At 66.0% G+C, this 23,280-nt stretch carries 24 protein-coding genes; 12 read left to right on the forward strand and 12 right to left on the reverse strand.

All coding sequences use genetic code 11. The annotated features are described in order from the left end of the window. Positions 1-54: 54 nt before the first annotated feature. Positions 55-735, reverse strand: coding sequence for a VC0807 family protein (locus ABZX86_RS00385; protein WP_355118547.1), 681 nt, complete (start codon positions 733-735; stop codon positions 55-57). A gap of 125 nt (positions 736-860) precedes the next feature. Beyond that, the gene (locus ABZX86_RS00390) at positions 861-1,298 is read right to left on the reverse strand and encodes a MarR family transcriptional regulator (RefSeq protein WP_355118549.1); all 438 of its coding nucleotides are present in this window, start codon (positions 1,296-1,298) and stop codon (positions 861-863) included. A gap of 63 nt (positions 1,299-1,361) precedes the next feature. Between ABZX86_RS00390 and ABZX86_RS00395 the strand changes: the two genes are divergently transcribed. Continuing rightward, positions 1,362-2,441: a substrate-binding domain-containing protein gene (locus ABZX86_RS00395; protein ID WP_355118551.1), complete on the forward strand. Its 1,080-nt coding sequence runs from the start codon at positions 1,362-1,364 to the stop codon at positions 2,439-2,441. Positions 2,442-2,482: 41 nt separating this feature from the next. On the opposite strand, the gene ABZX86_RS00400 is transcribed toward ABZX86_RS00395, so the two are convergent. After that, positions 2,483-4,207, reverse strand: a complete 1,725-nt coding sequence (locus ABZX86_RS00400) for a hypothetical protein (protein ID WP_355118553.1) — start codon at positions 4,205-4,207, stop codon at positions 2,483-2,485. Between the two features lie 223 nt (positions 4,208-4,430). Here ABZX86_RS00400 and ABZX86_RS00405 point away from each other — a divergent pair, with 223 nt between their 5' ends. Continuing rightward, positions 4,431-4,712, forward strand: a complete 282-nt coding sequence (locus ABZX86_RS00405; protein WP_355118555.1) for a zinc ribbon domain-containing protein — start codon at positions 4,431-4,433, stop codon at positions 4,710-4,712. A 14-nt stretch (positions 4,713-4,726) separates the two neighbouring features. Beyond that, positions 4,727-5,980 carry a formamidase gene (gene fmdA / locus ABZX86_RS00410; protein WP_355118557.1) on the forward strand — a complete coding sequence of 418 codons (1,254 nt, stop codon included), beginning with the start codon at positions 4,727-4,729 and terminating at the stop codon, positions 5,978-5,980. Positions 5,981-6,001: 21 nt separating this feature from the next. Here the strand turns inward: fmdA and ABZX86_RS00415 are convergent, their stop codons facing one another. Both ABZX86_RS00415 and ABZX86_RS00420 read right to left on the reverse strand, forming a co-directional pair. Further along, positions 6,002-7,324 (reverse strand): MFS transporter, encoded by a 1,323-nt coding sequence (locus tag ABZX86_RS00415; protein WP_355118559.1) that lies wholly within the window; start codon positions 7,322-7,324, stop codon positions 6,002-6,004. A 107-nt stretch (positions 7,325-7,431) separates the two neighbouring features. Next, the gene (locus ABZX86_RS00420) at positions 7,432-7,956 is read right to left on the reverse strand and encodes a PadR family transcriptional regulator (protein ID WP_355118561.1); all 525 of its coding nucleotides are present in this window, start codon (positions 7,954-7,956) and stop codon (positions 7,432-7,434) included. 96 nt (positions 7,957-8,052) lie between these two features. On the opposite strand from ABZX86_RS00420, the gene ABZX86_RS00425 reads away from it, so the two are divergent. Together ABZX86_RS00425 and ABZX86_RS00430 are read left to right on the forward strand one after the other, a co-directional pair. Next, positions 8,053-8,610 carry a hypothetical protein gene (locus tag ABZX86_RS00425; protein ID WP_355118563.1) on the forward strand — a complete coding sequence of 186 codons (558 nt, stop codon included), beginning with the start codon at positions 8,053-8,055 and terminating at the stop codon, positions 8,608-8,610. Then, the gene (locus ABZX86_RS00430; RefSeq protein ID WP_355118565.1) at positions 8,607-9,929 is read left to right on the forward strand and encodes a carotenoid oxygenase family protein; all 1,323 of its coding nucleotides are present in this window, start codon (positions 8,607-8,609) and stop codon (positions 9,927-9,929) included. Before ABZX86_RS00425 ends, ABZX86_RS00430 begins: the two co-directional genes overlap by 4 nt. Before the next feature lie 36 nt (positions 9,930-9,965). Here the strand turns inward: ABZX86_RS00430 and ABZX86_RS00435 are convergent, their stop codons facing one another. Continuing rightward, entirely contained in the window at positions 9,966-10,904 is a 939-nt protein-coding gene (locus ABZX86_RS00435) for an alpha/beta hydrolase (protein WP_355118567.1), read from the reverse strand. Positions 10,905-11,204: 300 nt separating this feature from the next. Between ABZX86_RS00435 and ABZX86_RS00440 the strand changes: the two genes are divergently transcribed. From ABZX86_RS00440 to ABZX86_RS00450, 3 genes are all read left to right on the forward strand, one after another. After that, positions 11,205-11,909 (forward strand): tat pathway signal sequence, encoded by a 705-nt coding sequence (locus ABZX86_RS00440; RefSeq protein ID WP_355118569.1) that lies wholly within the window; start codon positions 11,205-11,207, stop codon positions 11,907-11,909. A 77-nt stretch (positions 11,910-11,986) separates the two neighbouring features. Further along, entirely contained in the window at positions 11,987-12,403 is a 417-nt protein-coding gene (locus ABZX86_RS00445; protein WP_355118571.1) for a nuclear transport factor 2 family protein, read from the forward strand. A 294-nt stretch (positions 12,404-12,697) separates the two neighbouring features. Continuing rightward, positions 12,698-13,450, forward strand: coding sequence for a dienelactone hydrolase family protein (locus ABZX86_RS00450; RefSeq protein ID WP_355118573.1), 753 nt, complete (start codon positions 12,698-12,700; stop codon positions 13,448-13,450). Positions 13,451-13,501: 51 nt separating this feature from the next. Here the strand turns inward: ABZX86_RS00450 and ABZX86_RS00455 are convergent, their stop codons facing one another. After that, positions 13,502-14,491 carry a WYL domain-containing protein gene (locus tag ABZX86_RS00455; RefSeq protein WP_355118575.1) on the reverse strand — a complete coding sequence of 330 codons (990 nt, stop codon included), beginning with the start codon at positions 14,489-14,491 and terminating at the stop codon, positions 13,502-13,504. A 97-nt stretch (positions 14,492-14,588) separates the two neighbouring features. On the opposite strand from ABZX86_RS00455, the gene ABZX86_RS00460 reads away from it, so the two are divergent. Further along, positions 14,589-15,152 (forward strand): DinB family protein, encoded by a 564-nt coding sequence (locus ABZX86_RS00460; protein WP_355118577.1) that lies wholly within the window; start codon positions 14,589-14,591, stop codon positions 15,150-15,152. Between the two features lie 71 nt (positions 15,153-15,223). Here the strand turns inward: ABZX86_RS00460 and ABZX86_RS00465 are convergent, their stop codons facing one another. Then, entirely contained in the window at positions 15,224-16,465 is a 1,242-nt protein-coding gene (locus ABZX86_RS00465; protein WP_355118579.1) for a cytochrome P450, read from the reverse strand. Between the two features lie 143 nt (positions 16,466-16,608). Here ABZX86_RS00465 and ABZX86_RS00470 point away from each other — a divergent pair, with 143 nt between their 5' ends. Both ABZX86_RS00470 and ABZX86_RS00475 read left to right on the forward strand, forming a co-directional pair. Beyond that, positions 16,609-17,421 (forward strand): helix-turn-helix domain-containing protein, encoded by an 813-nt coding sequence (locus ABZX86_RS00470; RefSeq protein WP_355118581.1) that lies wholly within the window; start codon positions 16,609-16,611, stop codon positions 17,419-17,421. A 42-nt stretch (positions 17,422-17,463) separates the two neighbouring features. Beyond that, entirely contained in the window at positions 17,464-18,405 is a 942-nt protein-coding gene (locus ABZX86_RS00475; protein ID WP_355118583.1) for an aldo/keto reductase, read from the forward strand. On the opposite strand, the gene ABZX86_RS00480 is transcribed toward ABZX86_RS00475, so the two are convergent. Continuing rightward, positions 18,386-19,981 (reverse strand): DHA2 family efflux MFS transporter permease subunit, encoded by a 1,596-nt coding sequence (locus ABZX86_RS00480; protein ID WP_355118585.1) that lies wholly within the window; start codon positions 19,979-19,981, stop codon positions 18,386-18,388. The two genes, ABZX86_RS00475 and ABZX86_RS00480, sit on opposite strands and share 20 nt — an antisense overlap. After that, complete coding sequence (locus ABZX86_RS00485) at positions 19,978-20,610, reverse strand: helix-turn-helix domain-containing protein (protein WP_355118587.1); 633 nt, start codon at positions 20,608-20,610, stop codon at positions 19,978-19,980. The genes ABZX86_RS00480 and ABZX86_RS00485 overlap by 4 nt, the downstream gene beginning before the upstream one ends. A gap of 93 nt (positions 20,611-20,703) precedes the next feature. Between ABZX86_RS00485 and ABZX86_RS00490 the strand changes: the two genes are divergently transcribed. After that, a complete protein-coding gene (locus tag ABZX86_RS00490) occupies positions 20,704-21,507 on the forward strand; it encodes an SDR family NAD(P)-dependent oxidoreductase (protein WP_355118590.1) in 804 nt (267 codons plus the stop codon). Between the two features lie 7 nt (positions 21,508-21,514). On the opposite strand, the gene ABZX86_RS00495 is transcribed toward ABZX86_RS00490, so the two are convergent. Both ABZX86_RS00495 and fabG read right to left on the reverse strand, forming a co-directional pair. Beyond that, entirely contained in the window at positions 21,515-22,474 is a 960-nt protein-coding gene (locus ABZX86_RS00495) for an ATP-dependent DNA ligase (protein WP_355118592.1), read from the reverse strand. 87 nt (positions 22,475-22,561) lie between these two features. Further along, a complete protein-coding gene (gene fabG, locus ABZX86_RS00500) occupies positions 22,562-23,260 on the reverse strand; it encodes a 3-oxoacyl-ACP reductase FabG (RefSeq protein ID WP_355118594.1) in 699 nt (232 codons plus the stop codon). Between the last annotated feature and the right edge of the window lie 20 nt (positions 23,261-23,280).

Here is a 23,280-nt window from a genome sequence, read left to right on the forward strand (position 1 = left end):
GGAAACACCGAAGGCCCGGTCCATCCGGACCGGGCCCTCATACTGCGATTCGTGCTATTCCGCGTTCTTGCGCAATCGCTTGATCGTGCGGGCACTGATCATCATCAGCGTGGTGATGGTGACCACGATCAGCACGCTGCCCAGCCAGGCCATGGTGTGCACCGGCAGCTGGTAGGCGAGCACCACGCGCAGGATCGCCTCGGCGAGCAGGCCGCCGCCCCAGAGCATCGCCAGGTTCCGGTAACTGCGCCGCGCATTCGGATCGTTCTCGTAGGTCGACTCCAGAATGGGCAGCCGATGCGGAGCCGAGGTGGCCATCGCCTTGCGCGCCGCCGCATAGGTCAGCGGCTTACCCACCAGGGCGCTGATCAGGAAGGCGAGCCCGATGACGGAGGTGCCGAACGAATCCTTGATGATCATGATGCGGGGATCGCCGCTGATCAGCGAGCCGACGAGGCCGATGATGAAGACCGCGAGCACCAGCGCGGCCATGGCGTCGAGCTTCCGCGCCCGGATTGCCGGAATGCCCACCATGACCGCCGAAACGATCGCACCGGCCAGCAGGGCGATGAAATCGGAGTATCCGAGCCAGTGCAGGACGAAGTAGGCGAGCGTCGGAATCGCGACGTCCCGCAGGATCGGAGCGAGCATGCGACCGATACCCGGGCGGGCCGGCTCCGGCGACGCGGCGGACTGCCCGTGCGATGCGGTCCCGGTGGTTTCGATGGCGGCCATTTCGGCGACTCCCCTGTTAGTTCGACTGTGCGCTACCAGAAATGACGCTACGGACGAACGGGCTCCGCCAGATCTGCCAACCATCACCTCCTCGCCATGACAACTGTCATGCCGGGCAGCGAACCTCAGACGGGCGCGGACTCGGTCGTGTGCACTCGATCGATCAGGGTGGTCAGCGCCCGGGGCAGGCGGCTGTCGGCGCCGAGCAGATCCAGGCCGCTCTCGGTGATGGCCTTGCTCATCACCTGGTAGGTGATCAGGCCGCGACGGGTCGGGAAGACGAGCACCCGGCGGCGGTCGGCATCGTCCACCTTGCGGTGCACCAGATTGTCGGAGATCATCGCGTCGATCAGGCGCGTGAGGCTGGCGCCGGTGAGCAGGGTCGCCTCCGCGATCTGCGACATGGAGCGCCCACCTCCCGCAGCGACGGCGCCCAGCACATGCCAACGACCGACGGAGGTTTCCCCGATGCAGGCCGCGATCGCGCGATCCAATTCCTGTGATGCCAGGCGCACCAGTCGCGCCAACTCCTCCAGCGCGGCGGGCGCAGTGCTATCGTCCACCACAGCACTATATACAACGCCGTATGGTAAAGATTCAAATGGAAATATACGGTGGTGATTTCCATGGCACCCTTGGTTTCTCGCACCGCGCGCACAACGGTGGATATCGCGCTGGTCGTGCCACTGAGCGGCCCTGCGGGCATGTTCGGGCCGTCCTCGGAGGCGTGCGCCGCACTCGCTGTCGAGGACATCAATGCGATGGGCGGCATTCTGGATCGCCCGGTGCGGCTGCATCCGATCGATTCCGGTGCGCCCCTGCCGCAATTGTCCGCTCAGATCGGCCGGATGGTCGACGGCGGTGAGATAGACGGTGTGGTCGGCTGGCATCTGTCCAATGCCCGCAAGGTCATCACACCGCAGACCGCGGGCCGAATTCCCTACGTCTACACCACTTTCTACGAGGGCGGCGAGAATTCCGACGGCGTCTACATGGTCGGCGAGACCCCCGATCAGCAGCTGTTCCCGGCATTGCGCTGGCTGCGCAGCGAATTCGGCATCCGGCGCTGGTGTGTGATCGGCAACGATTACGTGTGGCCACGCGAAACAGCGCGGGCGACAAAGGAATTCACTGCCGGCACCGATATCGATGTGGTCGGCGAAGAATACGTCCCGCTGGGCAGCAGGCGTTTCGGCCGCGCCCTCGAACTGATTCGCAACTCCCCGGCGCAGGGCGTCCTGCTGTTCATGGTCGGCGCGGACTGCGCGGCCTTCAATCGGGCCTTCGCACGCGCCGGGCTGGACGACGGCAGACTGCGGCTGAGCATGATGATCGGCGAAGACGTCCTCTACGCCGGCGGACCGGACAGCACCCGCGGATTGCACACCGCCTCAGGCTATTTCGAAAGCGTGGTCTCGCCCGAGGGCATGGATTTCGGCAGTCGCTACGTACGCCGCTTCGGCACCTGCGCACCCGCGCTGAACAATATCGGTGAATCCTGCTACGAGGGCATGCTGCTGTTCGCCTCCCTCGCCGAAGCCGCCCGCAGCCTGGATCTGCGCACCATCGAAAGACATGCCGCACAGGTCAGTTACGGCGGCCCGCGCGGTGAGGTCCGGGTGCGTGGTGCGCACACCACGCAACCGGTCTTCCTCGCCGACGCCGACGCCCTGCAATTCAGCGTCCTGGCCGAGCTCGATACCTGAGACCGTGTCCCCATGGGGCCCATGGGGACACGGTCGCGATATCAGCCGACCACGGACGGCTGCCGCAGCCCGAGGCGCTCGGCATCGGTGGTGTCCCGATACGCGGCGGATTGGCACTGCTCATGGCAGTTCTTGGTGAGCGTGCAGGTCAGCGAGGAGATCGGCCCGCCGTGGAACGGGCAGTCGTGCACCATATCCGGCAGTTCGTAGCGCTTGCCGTCAACCACGTCCAGCAGGGTCTGGCCCGCCCACAGCGGTTCCTTCTCGATTTCCTCGCGGAGCGGATTGGGCCGGGCCAGATAGTATTTCCCGCCCGTGGCCAGTGCGATCAGCGGTGTGAGCACCAGTGCGATGGTCAGTGCGAGATACGGCGACCACGCTTCGAGGAATGCACCGAAGGCGCCGAAGTAGGCGGCGATCGATACCGCCGAACCCACCAGCATCGAGCCGAAGCCCACCGGGTTGATCGGATACAGATACGCGCGCTTGAACTCGATATAGGGCGGGCTGATCTTCAACAGCCCCTTGTTGATCACCAGATCCGCGACGATCGCGCCGATCCAGGCGATCGCCACATTCGAGTAGAACCCGAGGATCGTATTCAGCACCGTGAACATATTGGCGAGCATGAGCGTCAGCGCGATGCCGATGTGCAGCACCAACCACACCACGCGTCCAGGATGGATGTGCAGCACCCGGCTGAAGAAGTTGGACCAGGACAGCGATCCCGAATACGCGTTGGTGACATTGATTTTGATCTGCGAGAGCAGCACCATGACGGTCGCGACGGACAGCGCCGCGGCATGGTTGTGGATCATCGAGCCGTAGCTGCCCAGGAACATTTCGACGGGCTCGGTGGCCCGCGTGAAGCCCACCTGTCCGGCGATATAGAACGCGAGGAAGGCGCCGCACAGCTGCTTGGCCGCGCCGAGAATCACCCAGCCGGGCCCGGCCGACAGCACCGCCGCCCACCAGCGCAGCGGCGGCGTCTCGGACTTCTCCGGCATGAAGCGCAGGTAGTCGACCTGCTCACCGATCTGCGCGATGAGCGAAAGCGCCACGCCCGCACCGGATCCCACCGCGATCGCGCTGATGCGATCGCTGCCGCCGTTGCCCGTCCAGGACAGGAAGCCCTCGAAGCCGTGCGGATCGCTGATGGCGATCATGACCAGTGGCGCGGCGAACAGGATGAGCCACAGCGGCTGCGTCCAGACCTGGAATTTCGCCAGCGCCGACATGCCGTACAGCACCAGCGGAATGATGATCAGCGAGCCGATCAGATAGCCGAAGACCAGCGGTAGATGGAAGGCCAGATGCATGGCCTGCGCCATGATCGCGCCCTCCAGCGCGAAGAAGATGAAGCAGAAGCTGGCATAGATCACGCTGGTCAGGGTCGAGCCGAAGTAGCCGAAACCCGCACCGCGGGTGAGCAGATCCATGTCCAGGTTGTATTTGGCGGCGTAGTACGCGATCGGGATGCCGGTCAGGAAGATGGTCACGGCCGCCACCAGGATGGCGATCACCGCGCTGGCGGCGCCGTGCGTGACGGCGATCGAGGCGCCGATCGAATAGTCCGCCAGGTAGGCGATGCCGCCGAGGGCCGCGATGGAGCAGGCCATCGGGCTCCAGCGGCGAAAGGACTTGGGCGCGTAGCGCAGTGAGTAGTCCTCGATATTGTCCTTGGCTGCCCAGTTCTGGAAGCGGGTCCAGCGGGTCGGGGGCGGCGCGGTGGGATCTACCGGCGCAGACGGGGCGGTGCTGCTCATCGGGGGTCTCCTAGCTAGAACGCCGCGGCAAGGCTGGGGGTCGCGGCGAAAACAGACGCTAGGTGGAATATTTTCAGATGACTATAATCCGAATGAAAGTTAACTCACGCGATACCGGGCTCGATCGCCGTAATATGAAGTTCACGCGCCGGTTCCGCTGCGGAGACATCCGAGCCTTTGTATCGTCTCCGTACGGAATACATTCGTTTGAAACTAAAATGAGGTGAGCGTGCCCCTCTACGAGTTCCACTGCCGCGACTGCGGCAACTTCGACCGCAGCTACTCGATGGCCGAGGTACCGGCCGCAGCGGACTGCCCCGACTGCGCGGGCGCGAGCAGGCGGTACATGGGCGGAGCCTTCGTGCGTCCCGGCTCCGCGGCCGCCCGGCTCATCGACGCGACCACCCGTACCGCGAGCGAGCCCGCGGTGGTCGCCGCCCCGGCCGGCCGCGGTGGCGCGCCCGTCACCCGGAATCCGTTGCACCGCAAGCTTCCCCGTCCCTGAGAAGGAGTGCTGTCATGCCCGAGTTGCTATTCCCCCTCGATTCCCGCAAGAAGTTCACCGAGCAGCAGTTCGTCGGCCACAACCGCTGGCATCCGGACATTCCCGCACCGGTGACCGTGAAGCCCGGTGACGAGTTCCGGGTGCACGTGCGCGAATGGTTCGACGGCGCGATCCACAATGACGACAGCGCCGAGGATGTGCTGAACGCGCCACTGAGCACCGTGCACTGCCTGTCCGGTCCGTTCGCGGTGGAGGGCGCGCAGCCCGGCGATCTCCTCATTGTCGACATCCTCGATATCGGCCCTATCCCGCAGGAGGATTCGGGCCCGCTGGCCGGTCAGGGCTGGGGCTACACCGGCATCTTCCCCACCGACAACGGCGGTGGTTTCCTCACCGAGCACTTCCCCGACGCCTACAAGGCGATCTGGGATTTCAGCGGCCACACCGCGACCTCGCGGCACGTGCCCGGCGTGAAGTTCACCGGCATCATGCATCCGGGGCTCATGGGCACCGCGCCCTCCGCCGCCCTGCTGTCCAAGTGGAATGCCCGCGAGGGCGCGCTGATCGCCACCGACCCGATGCGCGTACCGCCGCTCGCCCTGCCGCCGGAACCCCGCGACGCGATTCTCGGTTCGCTCCGCGGAACCGAATTCGACCGTGCCGCAGCCGAAGCCGCACGTACCGCACCGCCCCGCGAGAACGGCGGCAACCAGGACATCAAGAATTTCACCCGGGGCAGCCGCGTCTTCTATCCGGTCTTCGTGGACGGCGCCAAGCTCTCGGTCGGCGATCTGCACTTCTCGCAGGGCGACGGTGAGATCACCTTCTGCGGCGCCATCGAGATGGGCGGCTTCATCGACCTGCGCGTCGATCTGATCAAGAACGGGATGGAGCTGTACGGCGTCAGCGAGAACGCCATCTTCATGCCGGGCAACGAGGGCCCGAATTACACCGAGTTCCTGGCCTTCTCGGGCACCTCGGTCACCCTCGGCGGCAAACAGCGCTACCTGGACTCGCAACTGTCCTTCGAACGCGCCTGCCTGCACGCCATCGACTACCTCACCAAGTTCGGCTACAGCCCCGAGCAGGCGTACCTGCTGCTGGGCGCCGCACCCATCGAGGGCCGCTTCTCCGGCGTCGTGGATATCCCGAATTCCTGTGCCACCGTGTACATTCCGACCGCCATCTTCGATTTCTCGATCACGCCCACCGCGGGCGGGCCGGTCGCGATCGACCCCGGTATGGGCGCACCCCGCGCCACGCGCTGACCACGACCCTCCCGTCGGCGGCTACTCGGCCGCCGATTGGAGGGTGGCGCCCTTGGTCTCCGGGGCGCCCCAGACACAGATTCCGAAGCCGACCGCCGTCAGTCCCGCGGCGTACAGGAAGGTCGGGCCCATGCCCAGGTGATTCAGCGACCAGGGCAGCAGATAGGTGCCCAGGGCCGCGCCGATGCGGCTGACCGAGGTGGCGATGCCGACGGCGGTGGCGCGAATGTGGGTGGGGAACAACTCGTTCGGATAGGTCCAGTCCAGGACGTTCGGGCCGCCGCAGAAGAACGCGTACAGGCACAGCATGACGAAGGCCAGCATGGCGGGCATGCTCGGCCAGATGCCGATGAACAGCACCGGGATGATCATCAGGCCGAAACACCAGATAATGGTCGGGCGGCGGCCGATGGTATCGATGAGCCGCATGGCGGGCAGGCAGCCGATCAGGAAGACCAGGCTGATCAGTCCGACGCCCAGGGTGTCCATCCAGGTGCCCGAGGGCATGCCGAAGGATTCCAGGATCTGCGGGCCGAAGGTCAGCATGGCGAACAGCACCGCGACCTGGCAGACGAAGAATCCGCAGCAGAACACAATGCGCTTGCGGTATTTCGGGCCGAACAGCTCCCGGAGCGAACCCTTCTGCTCGGAGTGCTTTTCGACAAGATCGTCCGGGTCGACCCGCACGTGCAGGTACTTCTCCACCAGGGCCGCGGCCTTGTCGGCCTTACCGTGCTCGGCCAGCCAGCGCGGCGATTCCGGGGCGGTGCTCTGCCGGACGATCAGGAAGAACGCGCACAGCACCGCGGCGCTCGCCACCTGCCAGCGCCAGCTGCCGTTTCCGCCGAAGGTCAGCAGCAGATAGCCGACCACATAGGCCAGCACCGAACCCATGTACCAGGCGATGATCTGGAAGCCGAGCAGCTTGCCGCGCTGTTTGATCGGCAGCCACTCCCCCAGTAGCGAGGTGGCGATCGGATAGTCGGCGGCCACCGCCATACCGAGCACAAATCGCAGAATGACTATGAGCCAGGTGGATTCGGCCCAGAACGACAGGATCGAGCACAGCCCCATGACAACGAGATCGGCGGTGTACATGATCTCTCGCCCGAACCTGTCGGTGAGGATTCCGAACAGCGCACCGCCGATGAACATGCCGACCAGCGATGCCGCACCGATCAATTGGGTATCGCCGGTGCTGAGATTCAGCTCGGCGGTCATACCGATCAGCGCGGTGCCGATAATGCTGAGGATGTAACCGTCCAGCAGCGGGCCACCGGAGCAGGCGATCGACAGCCGCCGGTGGAATCCGGTGAAGGGTGCGTCATCGATAACGGTGGTCACTTCAGCCCTCCCAGAGACGACCCGGCAAACACCGTGGCACAGCGAATAATTAGCAAATGCCGCGAACCTACCCTCGCGACGCCCCGCTGCGAGGTGCTGACACGCCGTTACGGGTTGTGCTCCGGGATCTGCTCGAGTGCCCACTTCGCCCATTCCTGGTTCATGGCGTAGTAGCGCTCGCCCCACTCCATGGCAATGCGGCCGTAGACGGACAGATTGCTTTCGTCCCAGTCGATGCCGGCCTCGAGGCTGTGCAGGTCGTCCTGCGCCCGTGCGGTTCCGGCGCCGATCTCGGCCAGATAGGTGCGCGCCTGCGCCCGGCTGACGACGCCGAGGAAGAACACGCGCATCAGCATTTCATTGCGCGCCACCCGTTTCGGCGCGGTCTCGGTCAGCCAGTGCCGCAGTTCGGCCAGGCCCTCGTCGGTGAGGGTGTACTCCTTGCGGCCGCGCGCGCCCTCGTCCGATACCGAGATCAGCGAACTGTCGGCAAGTTTGGTGAGCTCGGTGTAGATCTGGCTCTGCGTGGCCGGCCACACCGTCGCCAATGAGCTCTTGAACCGCCGCAGCAGGTCGTATCCGCTCGCGGGATGGTCGGCCAGCAGGCCGAGCAGGGCATACCTCAGGCTCATGGCGATCATCCTACATTCCACTATTGACATGTCGAGCAAAGACGCTCTACCTTCGACATGTCACAATAGGAATGTCACGCCGAGGAGCTTTCGACGATGTCCTACCTGCGCACCTTCGCCCCCTGGATCGTCTACGCGGTGGTCCCCGCCCAGTACTGGAAGTGGGCCGCCCTCATCGCCTTCGGCATCTCGATCGCCGGAATCATCCGCCAGACCCGTGCCGGTCAGAAGTGGGACGCACTGATCATCGATATCGGCTCTGCGGTCTTCTTCGCGGCACTGACCGTGCTGGCCTTCGCCGATCCGGACACCGCGCTGCACCCCTACACACCGGCGCTGTCCTCGGGTGTACTCGCACTGATCGCGGGAACCACACTCGCACTGCGCAATCCGTTCACCCTGGCCATCGCCAAGCAGAGCACCCCGCGCGAATTGTGGGTGCATCCGGGATTCCTCCGGACCAATTACGTCATCACCTGGGTGTGGACCGCGAGTTTCGTCATCGGCTGCGTGGCGCTCACCGCGCTCGCGCATTCCTCCTCGGGGCTGCGCACCACCGTGCAGGTCGCGGCCTTCGCGATCCCGGTCGCCTTCACCCTCACCTACGTGGCCCGGGTGCAGGCCCAGGCGAAGAAGCTGGTGGATCCGTCATGACCATGTCCCCGCCGTATCTGACCGGAAACTACGCCCCGGTCACCGAAGAACTGACCGCACAGGAACTTTCGGTCACGGGCCGCATTCCCCCGGAGCTGTCCGGCTGGTATCTGCGCAACGGCCCCAACCCGCACGAGGCCGCCTCCAGCCACTGGTTCGTCGGCGACGGCATGGTGCACGGCGTCCGCCTGGAAGCCGGTCGCGCTGTCTCCTACCGCAATCGCTGGGTGCGCACCACCAGCTTCACCGACGGCGCCAGCCCCTACCGCGGCGACGGCACCCGCGATCTGACCGCCGGTGTGGCGAACACTCACGTCATCCGGCATGCCGGGCGCACACTCGCACTGGTCGAATCGTCGTACCCCTATGAACTGACCAGCGAGCTGGACACCGTGGGCCCCTACGATTTCGACGGCGCCCTGCACACCGCCATGACCGCGCACCCGAAGACCTGCCCGCGCACCGGCGAACTGCACTTCTTCGGCTACGAGGTCACCGGGCCGCCCTTCCTCACCTATCACCGGGCCGACGCCACGGGCAAACTGCTGCTGAGCCGCCCGATCGAGGTGCCCGCCGCGACCATGCACCACGATTTCGCCCTCACCGCCGAACACGTCGTATTCATGGATCTCCCGGTGGTTTTCGATCTGGACGTCGCCAAAACGGGTGCCGGAATGCCGTTCCGGTGGCGCGAGGACTATCAGGCCCGGCTCGGTGTCCTGCGCCGCGATGACCCGCACGGTGCGATCGCCTGGTTCCCGATCGACCCCTGCTATGTCTTCCACTCCCTCAACGCCTTCGACGACGCGGGCCGAATCGTCCTGTACGTCATGCGGTATCCGCAGCTGTGGCGCACCGGCTCCGATTCGTTCACGGAGGCCTCGCTCTGGCGCTGGACCGTCGACCTGACCAGCGGCGCCGTGCGCGAGGAGCAACTCGATGACCGTGCCGCCGAATTCCCGCGCATCGACGACCGTCTGACCGGTCTCGACTCCCGCTTCGGGCACGCCACCATCTCCGGCAATGCCCGAGAATCAGGCGAGGGCGGCGCGCTCGTCCGCTACGACCTGTTGACCGGCGCGAGCACCACGCACGAATTCGGCGCGGGCCGCGTTCCGGCCGAAGCCGCCTTCGCTCCCGCCGACGAAAAGCCCGGCGGCAGCGGCTATCTCATGACCTACGTGTACGACGCCGTCACCGATCGCAGCGACCTCGTCATCCTCGACGCCACCGATCTGTCCGCGCCGCCGGTGGCCGGCGTGCACCTGCCGCGCCGTGTGCCGTACGGCTTCCACGGCAGCTGGCTGGCCGATCAGTAGCAGCCGAAGGCCCGGTCCGTATGGACCGGGCCTTACTCAATCCTGCAGTGCCAGGCGCAGATCGGTGAGCCAGCGCTGCTGGGTATTGCGCGCCAGGCGGGTGTCCGAGGCATACAGCTCGAACAGGTGCCAGGCGCCCGGAACGTTGTGGACGGTGACCGGGACACCGGCGTCCATCAGGCGGCGGGCGTAGTCCAGCCCCTCGTCACGCAGCGGATCCATATCGCACACCAGCACGAAAGCCGGTGGCAGTCCGGACAGATCGGTGGCGCGGGCCGGGCTGGCATAGACCGGAACGGCGGTCACGCCGGGCAGGTAGTACCGGTACGTCCGCTGTATCGCGGGGCCGTTCACGATCCGGGGATCGGTGATGCGCCGGGCCGATTCGGTGTCGTGCCGATCATCGACGGTCGGAATGTACAGCGACTGATAGGCAATGGCCGGGCCGCCGCGATCGCGCGAGAGCAAGGTCAGCGAGGCGCTCAACCCGCCGCCGGCCGATTTGCCGGTCACCGCGATGCGGGTGTTGTCGATCCCGAGTTCGTTCGCGGACTTCGCCATCCACTCCAGGGTCGCGTAGCAGTCCTCCAGACCCGCCGGATAGGGATGCTCGGGAGACAGTCGGTAGTCGACCGAAATCGCCACCGCACCAACCTCTTCCGCAATATCGATGGCGGTGCGGTCGGCCCCCGGCGCGGATGCGCCGAAGGCGAAGCTGCCGCCGTGGATGTGCAGCACACCCGGCAGCGGGCCGGTCACGCCATTCGGCCGGTAGACGCTGATCGGAATCCGATTGCCGTCCGGGCCGTCGATCTCCAGATTGTCGATCGTCACGCGGGAGGTATCCAGGGGCAGCTGATCCATCGCGGCCTGGAAATTCCGCCTGGTCGCCGCGATATCTGCGAAGGAATCCGGCCGGTCGGGCAGGCCCGCCAGGATGTCGGCGAGTTCGGGGTGCGCGGTCACGGTGGTCATCTCTACTCCAATAGTCTCAGTGATACCGTTGCAATGGGACTAACATATAGTCTCAGTGAGACGGTGTCAATATCGGCGTCGCGCCTACTCCCCCGCGGCGGGCGGATCGGCTACGTTCGGGCGATGAGGCGGGGCATTGTCGGCGTTGCTCTCGGTGCGGCGGTTCTGCTCACCGGATGCTCGATAGGCGATGCCGGGCGCGTGGCAGCGCCGACATCCAGCACGCCGCCGCCATCGACGATGTGGTCCCCGACAACGAAGATCCCGCTACCTGCACCTTGTCCGCCACTGGATTGCGATATGCGAGAACGCATTTCGGCGGCGAACGAGTATCTGGCCTCGCGGCCCGGCATCGTCGGATATGTCATCCGCGATCGCGTGGGTGGCGGAACGTTCCGCAATAACAATGCGGGCACACGCATCTGGGCGGCCTCGACCATGAAACTCGCCATGGTCGTCGATCTCTTCACCCGGGCGGACGCGGGTTCGATCACCCTCTCCGCCTCCGATCGCGACAATATTCAGCGCATGCTGCACAGCTCGGACAATGACGCCGCCGACGCACTGTGGCAGCGCTATTCGGGCGCCGGCCAGACCATGTACAACACTGACTTCGCGCAATACGGGATGACCGACCTGCGCCCGCAGACCGACGTGCCGTACTGGGGTCTGCAGAAATGCACCGCCGATGACCTGGATCGGCTCATCGTGCACGCGCTCACCGCGCTTCCCGAGGCCGACACCGCGTATCTCGTCGAGCAGATGCAGAATGTCGACCCGGTCCAGCAGTGGGGCGTCTGGGGTGCGGGCGCGGCCGAGGAGCCGGGCAATAAGGACGGCTGGTCCGAGGAGGACACCGGCTGGGTGATCAACTCCGTCGGTTTCGCCGGGCCCGGCCAGCGCTACACGCTGGCGATCATGAACTCGCTCGGCGGCGCGGGCGGGTACGACGAGGGTGTCGAAACGGTCACCCATGTGGCCGCACTGCTGCTCGCCGGCCGCTGAGGACCAGCGGTTCACGTACACCGGATGTTCATGTACCGTCCGAAGGACCTATTCAACGAGTTGCATACGAGGTGCCGATGAATTCCTTCCGACAGGCCGTGGAGGCCCGCGATCAGCAGGCCATCGAAGCGCTGCTGGCCGAGAATGTGGTGTTCACCAGCCCGGTGGCCTTCAAGCCGTACCCCGGCAAGGCGATCACCGCCGCCATCCTGCGCGCGGTCATGCGGGTCTTCGAGGACTTCCACTACGTCCGCGAGATCGCCGACAGCAATGGCCGCGACCACGCTCTCGTCTTCGAGGCCACCGTCGCCGGCAAGAAGCTGTCCGGCTGCGACTTCCTGAAATTCGACGATGAGGGCAAGATCGTCGATTTCACGGTCATGGTCCGCCCGCTCTCCGGCGCCACCGCCCTCGCCGAGGCCATGGGCGCCCAGTTCGAGCAGATCCAGCAGGAAGCCATGGCCCAGATCCAGCGTGAAGCCGCTGAGGCATAAGCACTTTCGTGCGTGCTTCGCCACGAGGAAGGCCCGGTCCGGCTGGACCGGGCCTCCGCCGTTCTTGGACCGCTACGGATTTCCCGCTCCCCACCCGCGAAGTCGATTACGTACCAGGTAAACCCGGGATTCTCAGCGATCTATGAGGTACCGCTCGAGGTTGCCGGAGATCGATCCGGTGAGCTATCGGTAGCCTTGCCACACCTCCGAGGTGGGGACGTGTCGCTCCGGTACGAAGGGGAGCGCAGGTGTCAGGTTGCTGCTCGGTATCGCATCGATGAGGAGGTATACGACGTGAGTTCGGTGAACGGCGTGCAGGTGGATGTGCCGACCGCGGATGGTGTCGCGGACGCCTATCTGGCGAGCCCGGCGGATGGGGCCGCCTATCCGGGTGTCCTGATGTTCATGGACGCCATCGGAATTCGTCCGCAACTCGAGGGCATGGCACGGCGGATCGCCTCGCACGGGTACACCGTCCTGCTGCCGAATCTGTTCTATCGGAGCGGGCGGGCACCGTTGCTCGAGCTGCCGGAATTCATCGATATGAGCAAGGCCTCGATCTTCTCGGACATCGGGCCGATGATGGCGGCGCTGACACCGGATCTGGCCATGCAGGACGCGGGAAGCTACCTGGACTGGCTGTCGGCGTCACCGCTGACGAGCGGTGATCGGGTGGGCGTCACCGGTTATTGCATGGGCGGCCGGACGGCTCTGCTCACGGCGGAGCACTTCCCCGACCGGGTCGCCGCGGCGGCCGCGTTCCACGCCGGCCGACTGGCCACCGATCAGCCCGACAGTCCGCATCTGCTCGCCGACCGGATCACCGCCGAACTGTATTTCGGTCACGCGGACCAGGATCCGTCGCTGCCGCCCGAGCAGATCGAGCGCCTGAACGAGGCGCTGACCGCCGCCGGAGTGACCTACCGCGCCGAGGTCTATCCCGGTGCGGGTCACGGCTACACCCAGGCCGATACCAGCCGATACGACGAGGCGGGCGATGCCCGGCACTGGGAGGAAATGCTCGCGCTCTTCGACCGCACCCTGTGAATCCGGTACCGGAATCCTGAACGCCTCGAAAGCCCAAGGCCCACAGCCCGGTCAGGGTGTGGGCCTTGCTGCTGTCGTAATACTTCGAGCGGCGGCAGCGTAACGGTGAGCCAGGTGTGCGAAGGCGGTCGCGAGTTCGGGCGGGCCGACGATTTCGATATCGGCGTCGAAACTGCCTATGGCAGCGGCCAATCCGGGCCATGACCACGAGCCCATAACGAGCCGGCAGCGGTTCGGGCCGAGTTCTTCGACAATGCCGTCGCGGGTGTACTGCCGGACCACGGCGGCGGGAGCATCGAGGACTACCTCGCCTCGGCACGGCCAGCCACCGGCACCGTCAGAACCCTGAAACCTGTTGGCGACAAACGCCGCAACGTCTCCGCCGGGTAATTCGCGCGGCGCGAAACGGGGACCGGTGGGAGTACGCGGGGTGATGCGGTCGGCGCGAAAAGTGCGCCAATCTTCTCGATCGAGATCCCAGGCGACGAGATACCAGCGCTCACCCCAGGTGACGAGGTGATGGGGCTGTACCCGGCGCGGCGGCGTATCGAATTCCACTGGGGCATAGTCGAAACGAAGCACCTCGCAGGCGTGGATCGCGGCACCGAGCGCGAGCAGTACGCCGCTGTCCGCCTGCGGATTCGGCCGCGCCGCAGGCCGCGCGACCGCGGTGATGTGCAGTGCGTCGATGCGGTGCCGTAGCCGGGCGGGCATGACCCGCCGGACGGTGTGCAGCGCGCGAGCTGCGGCCTCCTCGATACCGGCGCCGGTGGTGGTGGCCAGCTGCAGGGCGACGGCCAGGGCGACAGCCTGCTCATCGTCGAACAGCAGCGGCGGCAGTTCCGTCCCCGCGTCCAGCCGGTACCCGCCATCGGGACCCTTCAGCGCCCGAATCGGATAGCCCAGTTCGCGCAGCCGATCGACATCGCGGCGCACCGTGCGCGGACTGATATCCAGCCGCTCGGCCAGCAGCGCCCCCGGCCAATCCCGGCGCGCCTGCAGCAGCGAAAGCAGGGAGAGCAGTCGCGCCGAGGTCTTCATAAGTTCCGATACTGCCACGAGAAGAGGACACATGCTGGCCGCTACCCCTGCGACTGTCGGTCCCGTGCCAATCCACGACCGGAAGGACCTCCTCACCATGACCGCAACAATTCTCGACCCCGAGCGGACCGAACTGCTCGCCGAACTCGCGACCGCGCGAGCGGCGCTGCTCACCACCGTCCGGGACCTGAGCGACGAACAGGCCGGGCAGCGCCCGACCGCCAGCGCGCTGTGCCTGGGCGGGCTGATCAAGCACGTGGCATCCATCGAAGACGAGTGGATGCGATTTGCAGTCGAGGGCCCCTCGGCCCTGCGGTACGACCTGCCCGACGGCGTGACCTGGGCCGACCTCGCCTCCGGTACCGCACGCGAATTCCCGCAGTGGGCGATCGACCACCAGAACGACTTTCACATGCTGCCCGGTGACACCCTGGCCGGAGTCATCGAGCGCTACGACCGCATTGCCGCCCGCAGCGCGGAGATCATCGCCACCGCCCCCGACCTGTCGGCCACGCATCCCCTCCCCGAGGCGCCCTGGAACGAGCCGGGCGCGGTACGCAGCATTCGCCGGGTACTGCTGCACGTCATCGCCGAGACCGCCCAGCATGCCGGGCACGCGGACATTCTCCGCGAAACGCTGGACGGCCAGACCTCCACCTAGCGTCGACTCGTCAAGGACGCGCGCATAACCCCCTTCGTTATGCGCACATCCTTGACGAGTCGTGCCGGTGGTCAGTGACGCAGGCGCACCGGGAGAGTGGTGAGGCCGCGGATCACATAGCTGCGGCGCCATTCGGGTTCGGCGCCGGGCGCGAGCTCGAGATCCGGGTATCGCTCGAGCAGCCGGGCAACGCCGATGGTGCCGCCCATCCGCGCCAGCGGCGCGCCGACGCAGCGGTGGATGCCGTGGCCGAAAGCGAGGTGCTGATTATCGGTCCGGTCGATGTCGACCTGATGCGCATCGGCGAATCGTCGCGGGTCGCGGCCGGCTGCCGCCACCGAGATCACAATGAGCTCACCGGCGGGAATATCGATGCCCGCCAAGGTGATCGGAGCCGTCGTATAACGGAAAGTCGTCTCGCTGGTCGGCGACCGGTACCGCAGCACCTCCTCGATGAAGTCGGGGATCCGGCCGGAATCCTCGCGCAGCGCCCCGCGAGACTTGTTGTCGGTCAACAGCGTTGCGACCGCATTCCCGATGAGGTGGGCGGTCGTCTCGAACCCGGCGACCAGCAGCAGGAACACCATGCTGATCAGTTCCCGATGGGTGAGCCGGTCCTCGCCCTCACCCGAGGTGAGCAGCTCGGACAGCAGATCTGCCTCGGGCGCAGCAGTTTTCGCATTGACGAGCTGGTCGATATAGACGACGAACTCCTGCACCGCCGCCATGCGCACATCATTGGGATGGTCGCTGGACACCAGCATGGTCGACCAGGTCCGGAAATTGCCGCGGTCCTGGTCTGGCACGCCCAGCAGCTCGCAGATCACCGTCACCGCGAGCGGAATCGCGTAGTCCTCCAGCAGATCCCGATCGGCCGCGCCGGTCGCCAGCTCGGCGAGCAGGGTATCGGCGACCTCCGTGATGCGGGGCTCCAGCACGCTGATCGCCCGGCTGCTGAAGGCCCGGTTGACCACCACCCGCAGCCGGGTGTGCTCCGGCGGATCGTAGAACACCAGCATATCCTTGAACATGCTGTTGGCCAGATTGTTGCCACCGCCATTGGCAGCCAGGGCCGTTCGCGCTCCGGGCGACTTCAGGACCTTGCTGATCGTCGGTTCCATGAACGCCGCCTTGGCGGCGTCGTAATCGGTGATCAGCCAGCCGGTGCTGGAGTCGGGGAACCGGACGTAGTTCACCGGGCCCCGGGCACGCAACCGGTCGTACGCCGCATGCGGTTCCTGATAGAAATCGGCGGTCAGCTCGAATGGCTCGGTAGCCAATCCGCCTGCGGCAGACACAGTCTCGTATCCCATGACCGTGGACACTAGCAGCGGAATTCTGCCGTTGCCCGGCCGGAACCACCCCCGCCACAATATGCACCGGCAGTGCATACGATACTGGCGGCGGGCGCAGTCAGTCCGGACGGCCGATAGCAGAACAGGACATCTCGAGCACGATGCGCGACCCCGAAAACTCCACGCTGGGGCACTATCTCAGCTTCCTGCGGCAGCGCGAGGAACGGCAGCGGCACGAGACGGGCGCCCTGCCCCCGACGAAGAAATTCAGCCGGGAGCGGGCTGCCAACGAAGCCCACATCACCGCCAGCTACCTGACCAAGGTCGAGCGGGACGAGGTCGGGCAGGTTTCCGTCGAGATCCTGCGGCTGCTGACCGAGACGTACCACGCCAGCGAGGACGAATGGCGATACGTCTGCGATCTGGCCGGGCATGCCGCGCCCTATCCGGCGCTGCCCGGTATGAACGAGACGCTGGACCTGCCGCCCATGGAGCAGTTCCACAGCGCGGTGACCTCGATGATGCTCACCGAGATGGATGAGGCCGCCTCCGACCTGCTGTCCTTCTACACTCCGCAGCGCCGCCTGATCGCCGCCAATCGCGCCTACTACGACACCTTTCCGACCCATGAGCCCGGCATCTACATGCTCGAATGGTCCTTCTCCGACGAGGCCAAACAGCTCATGCTCAATTGGGACGACCAGGTGGATCAGGGCGTGGCCTGGCACCGCGGCATTATCGGCCGCTACGGCCAGACCACCTGGGCGCAGGAATCGCATCGCAGGCTGTGGCAGTTCGCCGACTTCCGGCAGAAGTGGGACGAGCAGCAGGTGAGCTATGCGCGCCCGATCGTCTCCGAATCACTGCTGGCGGTGCGCGGCGGCCGCTACACCATGGTCATGGAGAACTGGCTGCTGCAGCACAATCTCCCCATCATGCGCTCGCGCGGGCGGCTGCAACCACTGCCCGAGTGACGTTGCGAGCCCGCGGGCGCGGCAGCGACTAGGTTGGTCGGCATGGCACTTCTGGGAACCACCGACCTGGATATCTATCCGCTGTGCTTGGGCGGGAACGTGTTCGGCTGGACCGCTGATCGGGAGCAATCCTTCGCGGTACTGGACGCGTTCACCGCGGCGGGCGGCAATCTCATCGATACCGCCGATGCCTATACCGCCTGGGTTCCGGGCAATTCAGGCGGCGAATCCGAGAGTATCATCGGCGAGTGGCTGGAAAGTCGCGGCAACCGCGATGCGGTGTTCATCGCCACCAAGGTCGCCAAATGGAGTGGGCGACCCGGGCTGAGCGCCGCCAATATCCGGGCGGCCGTGGAGGATTCCCTGCGACGATTGCGCACCGATCGCATCGATATTTACTACGCCCATCACGACGACACCGAGGTCCCGCTCGCCGAAACCCTGGGCGCATTCGACGAACTGGTACGTGCGGGCAAGGTGCGGTACCTGGGCGCCTCGCAGTACACCGCACCGCGGCTGGCCGAGGCGCTCGCTGTCTCCGACCGCGAGGGTCTGGCCCGCTACCAGGTTGTGCAGCCGGGGTACAACCTGATGGATCGCACCGAATACGAGGGTGAACTCGCCGAGCTGTGCGTCAGCGAAAAGCTGGCCGTACTGCCGTATTACGGGCTCGCGAAGGGCTTCCTCACCGGGAAGTACCGGCCCGGCGCCGACGAATCCGGCACCCAGAGCCCGCGGGCGGCGGGCGCTCGCGCCTATCTGGACGAGCGCGGCCTCCGCGTGCTGGAGGCCCTCGACGAGGTCGCCGCCGCGCACGACGTTCCGGTCGCGGCCGTGGCACTGGCCTGGCTGCGCGCCCAGCCCGCCGTGGCCGCGCCGATCGCCAGCGCCCGCACACCCGATCAGCTGGGGGCGCTGCTCGCCTCCGCCGAGCTCACGCTGAGCGGAGACGAGCTCGACAGTCTCAGCTCGGCGTCGAAATAGCCTCTGGCGCATCCTCTTCCATGACGGCTTCGCCACGGGCCACCATGCCCGCCTGATCCGACAGCGTCAGCTGCGGAATGAACAGGGCGAGCACAAAGGCGATGATCGCGCCCGGAATCAGATACCAGAACCCCGGGACCAGCGCCTGCACATAGGCATCGACGATGGCATCGTGCAGACCGGTGGGCAGATGCTTGACCACCGTCGGCACCAGATTGCTCGGATCCAGGTTCGAGCCGATCACCTCCGCGCCGTGTGACCGGAAGGCGTCGGTGAGCCCCTCGGTCAGGCGGTGCGTGAAGATCGAGCCGAAGACCGCGACGCCGATCGCACCGCCCATCTCGCGGAAATAGTTGTTGGCACTGGTCGCGGTGCCGATCTGATCCGGCGCCACCGCGTTCTGCACCACCAGCACGATGATCTGCATGATCAGGCCCAGACCCGCGCCCATGGTGAAGAGCATGCCGCCGATGACCCACATCGAGGTGTGCGCGTTCAGCCCGGTCAGCCACAGCAGGCTGGCCAGGATGATCAGCGCGCCCACGGGCGGATACACCCGGTAGCGACCGGTTTTGGTGATCACCGCCATCGAGGCGATCAGGGTCGCCATCATGCCGACCATCATCGGGATCAGCAGCAGACCCGAGACCGCGGCGGTGGTGCCGGTGGCCATCTGCAGATAGGTCGGCAGGAAACCGAGCGCCGCGAACATCACCAGGCCGAGAATCAGGCCGATCGCCGAGGTCAGCACGAAGGTGCGGTTGCGGAAGAGCCACAGCGGCAGCATCGGCTCCTCGGCCCGCGCCTCCACCATGATGAATGCCGCGACCGCGAGCACCAGCGCCACGATCATCGAGATGATCACCGTGGAACCCCAGGCGTACTGCTTGCCGCCCCAATCGGTGATCAGGATCAGCAGCGCGGTCGACGACGACATCAGCACCACACCGAGGTAATCGGGCCGGGTCGTGGGGCGGTGGCTGGGGATCGACAGGTAGCGGAAGGCGATGACCAGCGCCGCGAGCCCGATCGGCACATTCAGCCAGAAGCACCAGCGCCAGCTGAGATCGTCGGCGAAGAAGCCGCCGAGCAGCGGGCCGGCCACCGAGGTGATGCCGAAGATGGCGCCCATGGGAGCCATGTACTTGCCGCGATCCTTGGCCGGGACCACATCCGCGATAATGGCCTGCGCCAAGATCATCAGACCGCCGCCGCCGACACCCTGCAGCCCGCGGAAGGTCACGAACTCCCAGAAGCCGGTGGCCGCCGCCGCGCCGATGGAGGCGGCGGTGAAGACCGCGATCGCGAACAGGAACAGCCAGCGCCTGCCGAACAGGTCGCCGAACTTTCCGTAGATCGGCATCACGATGGTGGTCGCCAGCAGATATGCCGTTGTGGTCCAAGCCATCTGGGAGATGCCGCCGAGATCACCGACGATGGTGGGCATGGCGGTGCCCACGATCGTCTGGTCCAGGCTGGCCAGGAACATCCCCGCGATGAGCGCCGAGAAGATGAGCCAGATCCGTTTCTGGGTAAGGACAATCGGGGTCGGCGGCGCAGCAGCCGTCGCGGTCATCTCGTTCTCCTGTCTTCGGGCCGTTGGAACAGCCGAGCAGCCATAACGGATTGATCGTGTAAAGCATCGGCCAGCGATCTGGTCGGATCGGAGGCCATCGACATGGCGGCTCTCGTCGTGAGAGTCGACATGAGTCCCGCTGCGAGCGAAGCGAATTCCGGCGGCACCGCACCACCCATCCGCGCGGACAGCAGCTCACCGAGCGCCGCCTCGTGCCGGGCGCCGGCGGCGATGAAGCCCGCCAGCACCCTGGGTTCGATGGTAATGAGCCGGGTGACCAGCGAAATCCCCTCGCGCGCTTCGTCTTCCGGCTCATACGCGGAGGCGTACAGCACCGTCAGATCATCGATCAGCACACCACTGGGCCCACCGGCGACAAACTCCTCCTGCGATCGAAGCGTGCCGATATCACTGACCGGTCCCACCACCGCATCCATCTTCGTCTCGTAGTAGTTGAAGAAGGTGCGCGGCGAAACCCCCACCGCGTGCGCTACATCCTCCACTGTCATGGCATCGAGCCCCCGCTCGACCGCCAATCGCCGTGCGGCCAGGCACAGCTCGAGCCGTGTCCGCCGCTTCTTCTGCTCCCGCAGACCGATCGGCGCCTCGCCATGTTCTACCGGGGACATGGCGAAAATTTAGCATAAACTGCAATTTTTCAGAAACTGCAATTATTGTACCGCTGGCATACAGTGGCCCGACAGGACACTAGGAGTAGCGATATGTCAGATCTGCAGGGCCGCACGGTTGTCGTCACCGGAGCGAGCTCAGGCATCGGCGCCGCCGCCGTCGCCCGCTTCGCTGAACTCGGCGCGCGCGTCGTAGTGGTCGGCCGCTCGCCGGAAAAGACCCGCGCCGTAGCCGATTCGATCAAGGCCGAGTACCACACCGCCGACTTCAGCCGGCTCGACGATGTCCGCGCACTGGCCGAGAAGCTCCGCGATCGGCGGATCGACGTGCTGGCAAATAATGCCGGCGGCGTCTTCTCCGGCCGCCGCCTCACCCCCGACGGCCACGAAATGACCTTCCAGGTCAACTATCTCGCGCCGTTCCTGCTGACCAACCTGCTGCTGCCGTCCCTGTCCGAAGCGCAGGTGATCAATACCGGCAGCATCGCCTACCGGTTCGCCACCCTGGATCTGAACAATTTGGATGGGCTCGGCGGCCAACGGGCTTACGGCGCAGCCAAACTCGCGGTGCTGCTGTTCACCCGCGAGCTGGCGCGCCGGGAGGAGAAGCTCACCGCCACCGCCTTCCACCCCGGCGGCACAGCCACCGAGGTGATGCGCGAGGACTCCCTCCTCGGACCCCTCATGCGCGTCGGCCGCTACTTCCTTCCGAGCGCCGAGAAGGGCGCGGCCCCGCTGATCGAGCTGGCCACCGTCGCCGATCCGGAGTCGATCAACGGCGCCTACTTCAATAAGCACCGCCGCCAGGAACCAACCCATAAGCAGGTCACTGATCCGGCTGTCGGCGAACAACTCTGGGATATTTCGGCCCGGCTCACCGGTCTGCACGCCAGCTAGGACCGGGTCAGGTGTCGCGGCGGGCGCGGGCGCGGCGCTTGCCCTCGTGCATGGCCTGCACCCGGGCCACCGGAATGGTGTGGCCCTCCGCGATCAGGTCGGCGGGCAGGGTCTGTGGCGGCGGCATGAGCTCCGCCCACGGGTCACGATCGCCGAGTTCCTTTGCGGCAGTGCGGATCGTGAAGTCGCGCGGATGGATATCGGGGAGATCGGCCCAGGGCACCGGGAACGACACCGTCGCACCGGGCCGGATCCGCGGACTGTAGGCGGCGGCCACCGTCGCACCGCCCGCCCGGGTGGAGTCGAGAAAGACCTTGCCGCCGCGGTCTTCTCGAATGAAGGCCGTTGTCGCCAGCGCCGGATCCAGCCGTTCGGCGCGGGCCGCGATGGCGCGGGTCGCGGCCGCCGCATCCTCGATGCCTACCTTTTCAACGGGCACAAAGATGTGCACGCCCTTGGAGCCGCTGGTCTTCACCGCACCCGCCAGCCCATCCGCGGTCAACGCCTGGTGAATCAGCTCGGCAGCGGCCACCACTTGCTCGAACGGCTGATCAGGCGCGGGATCGATATCGAGCACGAGATGCGTTGGGCCACCGGAGTAATCGACCAGGTTCTCCGCCAGCAACAGTGTCACGTGATACTCGACGGCCCGCTGATTGCCGAACCACAGCAGCGTCCGCACATCATCACAAAGCGCATACGACACTTCACGTTTCGAGCTCCCCGCCCACACCGTCACCCGATGCACCCACTCAGGCGTGTACTTCGGCAAATTCTTCTGCATGAACGGCTCCTGCCCCGGCCGCACCCGCACCACCGACAGCGGCCGCCCCCGCACCCCCCGAACCAGCCGCTCCCCCACCGCCTCCAAATAATCGATGAGCTCCCCCTTGGTAGCCCCCGCCCCATCGAACAGCGCACTATCAAGACTGCTCAACTTCAGCCCGTCCCGAACCCCATCACCCATCGGCCCACCATGCGCCCCATCCCGAATCCCGTCAACCACCACCCGGTGGTGTCGCAGGTCGCGACGGGCGCTCCAGCGGAACGGGCGTCAGTGCCCCATACCGATCCCACCATCCACATTGATCACGGTCCCGGTGATGTAGGCGGCGCCGGGTGACAGCAGGAATGCGGTGGTGGCGGCAACCTCCTCGGGCTTCCCGAATCGCCCGAGCGGGATGGCGGCCAGTGCGGTCTCGACCATCTTGGCGCTCACCCCGGCAGCCATATCCGTCTCGGTGAAGCCGGGCGCGATGACATTGGAGGTGATTCCGCGCGAACCCAATTCGCGAGCCAGCGACCGCGCGATGCCCACCACCCCGGCCTTGGCCGCGGTGTAGTTGACCTGCCCCGGCATCCCCGACAACCCCGACGCCGACCCGATGATGACAATGCGCCCGGCCCGGTGCTTGACCATATTCCGGGTGGCGCGCTTCACCACCCGGAACACCCCGGTGAGATTGGTATCGATCACCCGGCCGAACTGCGCACTGCTCATCCGCATGATCAGGGTGTCATCGGTGATCCCCGCATTGGCGACCACGGCCTGCACCGGCCCGTCCTCGGTCTCGATGTGCGTGAACGCGGCATCTACCGAATCATCATCGGTGACATCGCATTCCACCCCGCGCACCCCTTCGGGCACAGCGGCGCCGCGATGCGTCCCCCACACCGTATGCCCTTCGCTGACAAGGTGAGCCGCGATCGCGGCCCCGATCCCACGGTTGGCTCCGGTGACGAGAACACGCACGGCTGGACCTCCAAAAGCGC

Source organism: Nocardia sp. NPDC006630 (genome assembly GCF_040611495.1).
GTDB lineage: Bacteria > Actinomycetota > Actinomycetes > Mycobacteriales > Mycobacteriaceae > Nocardia.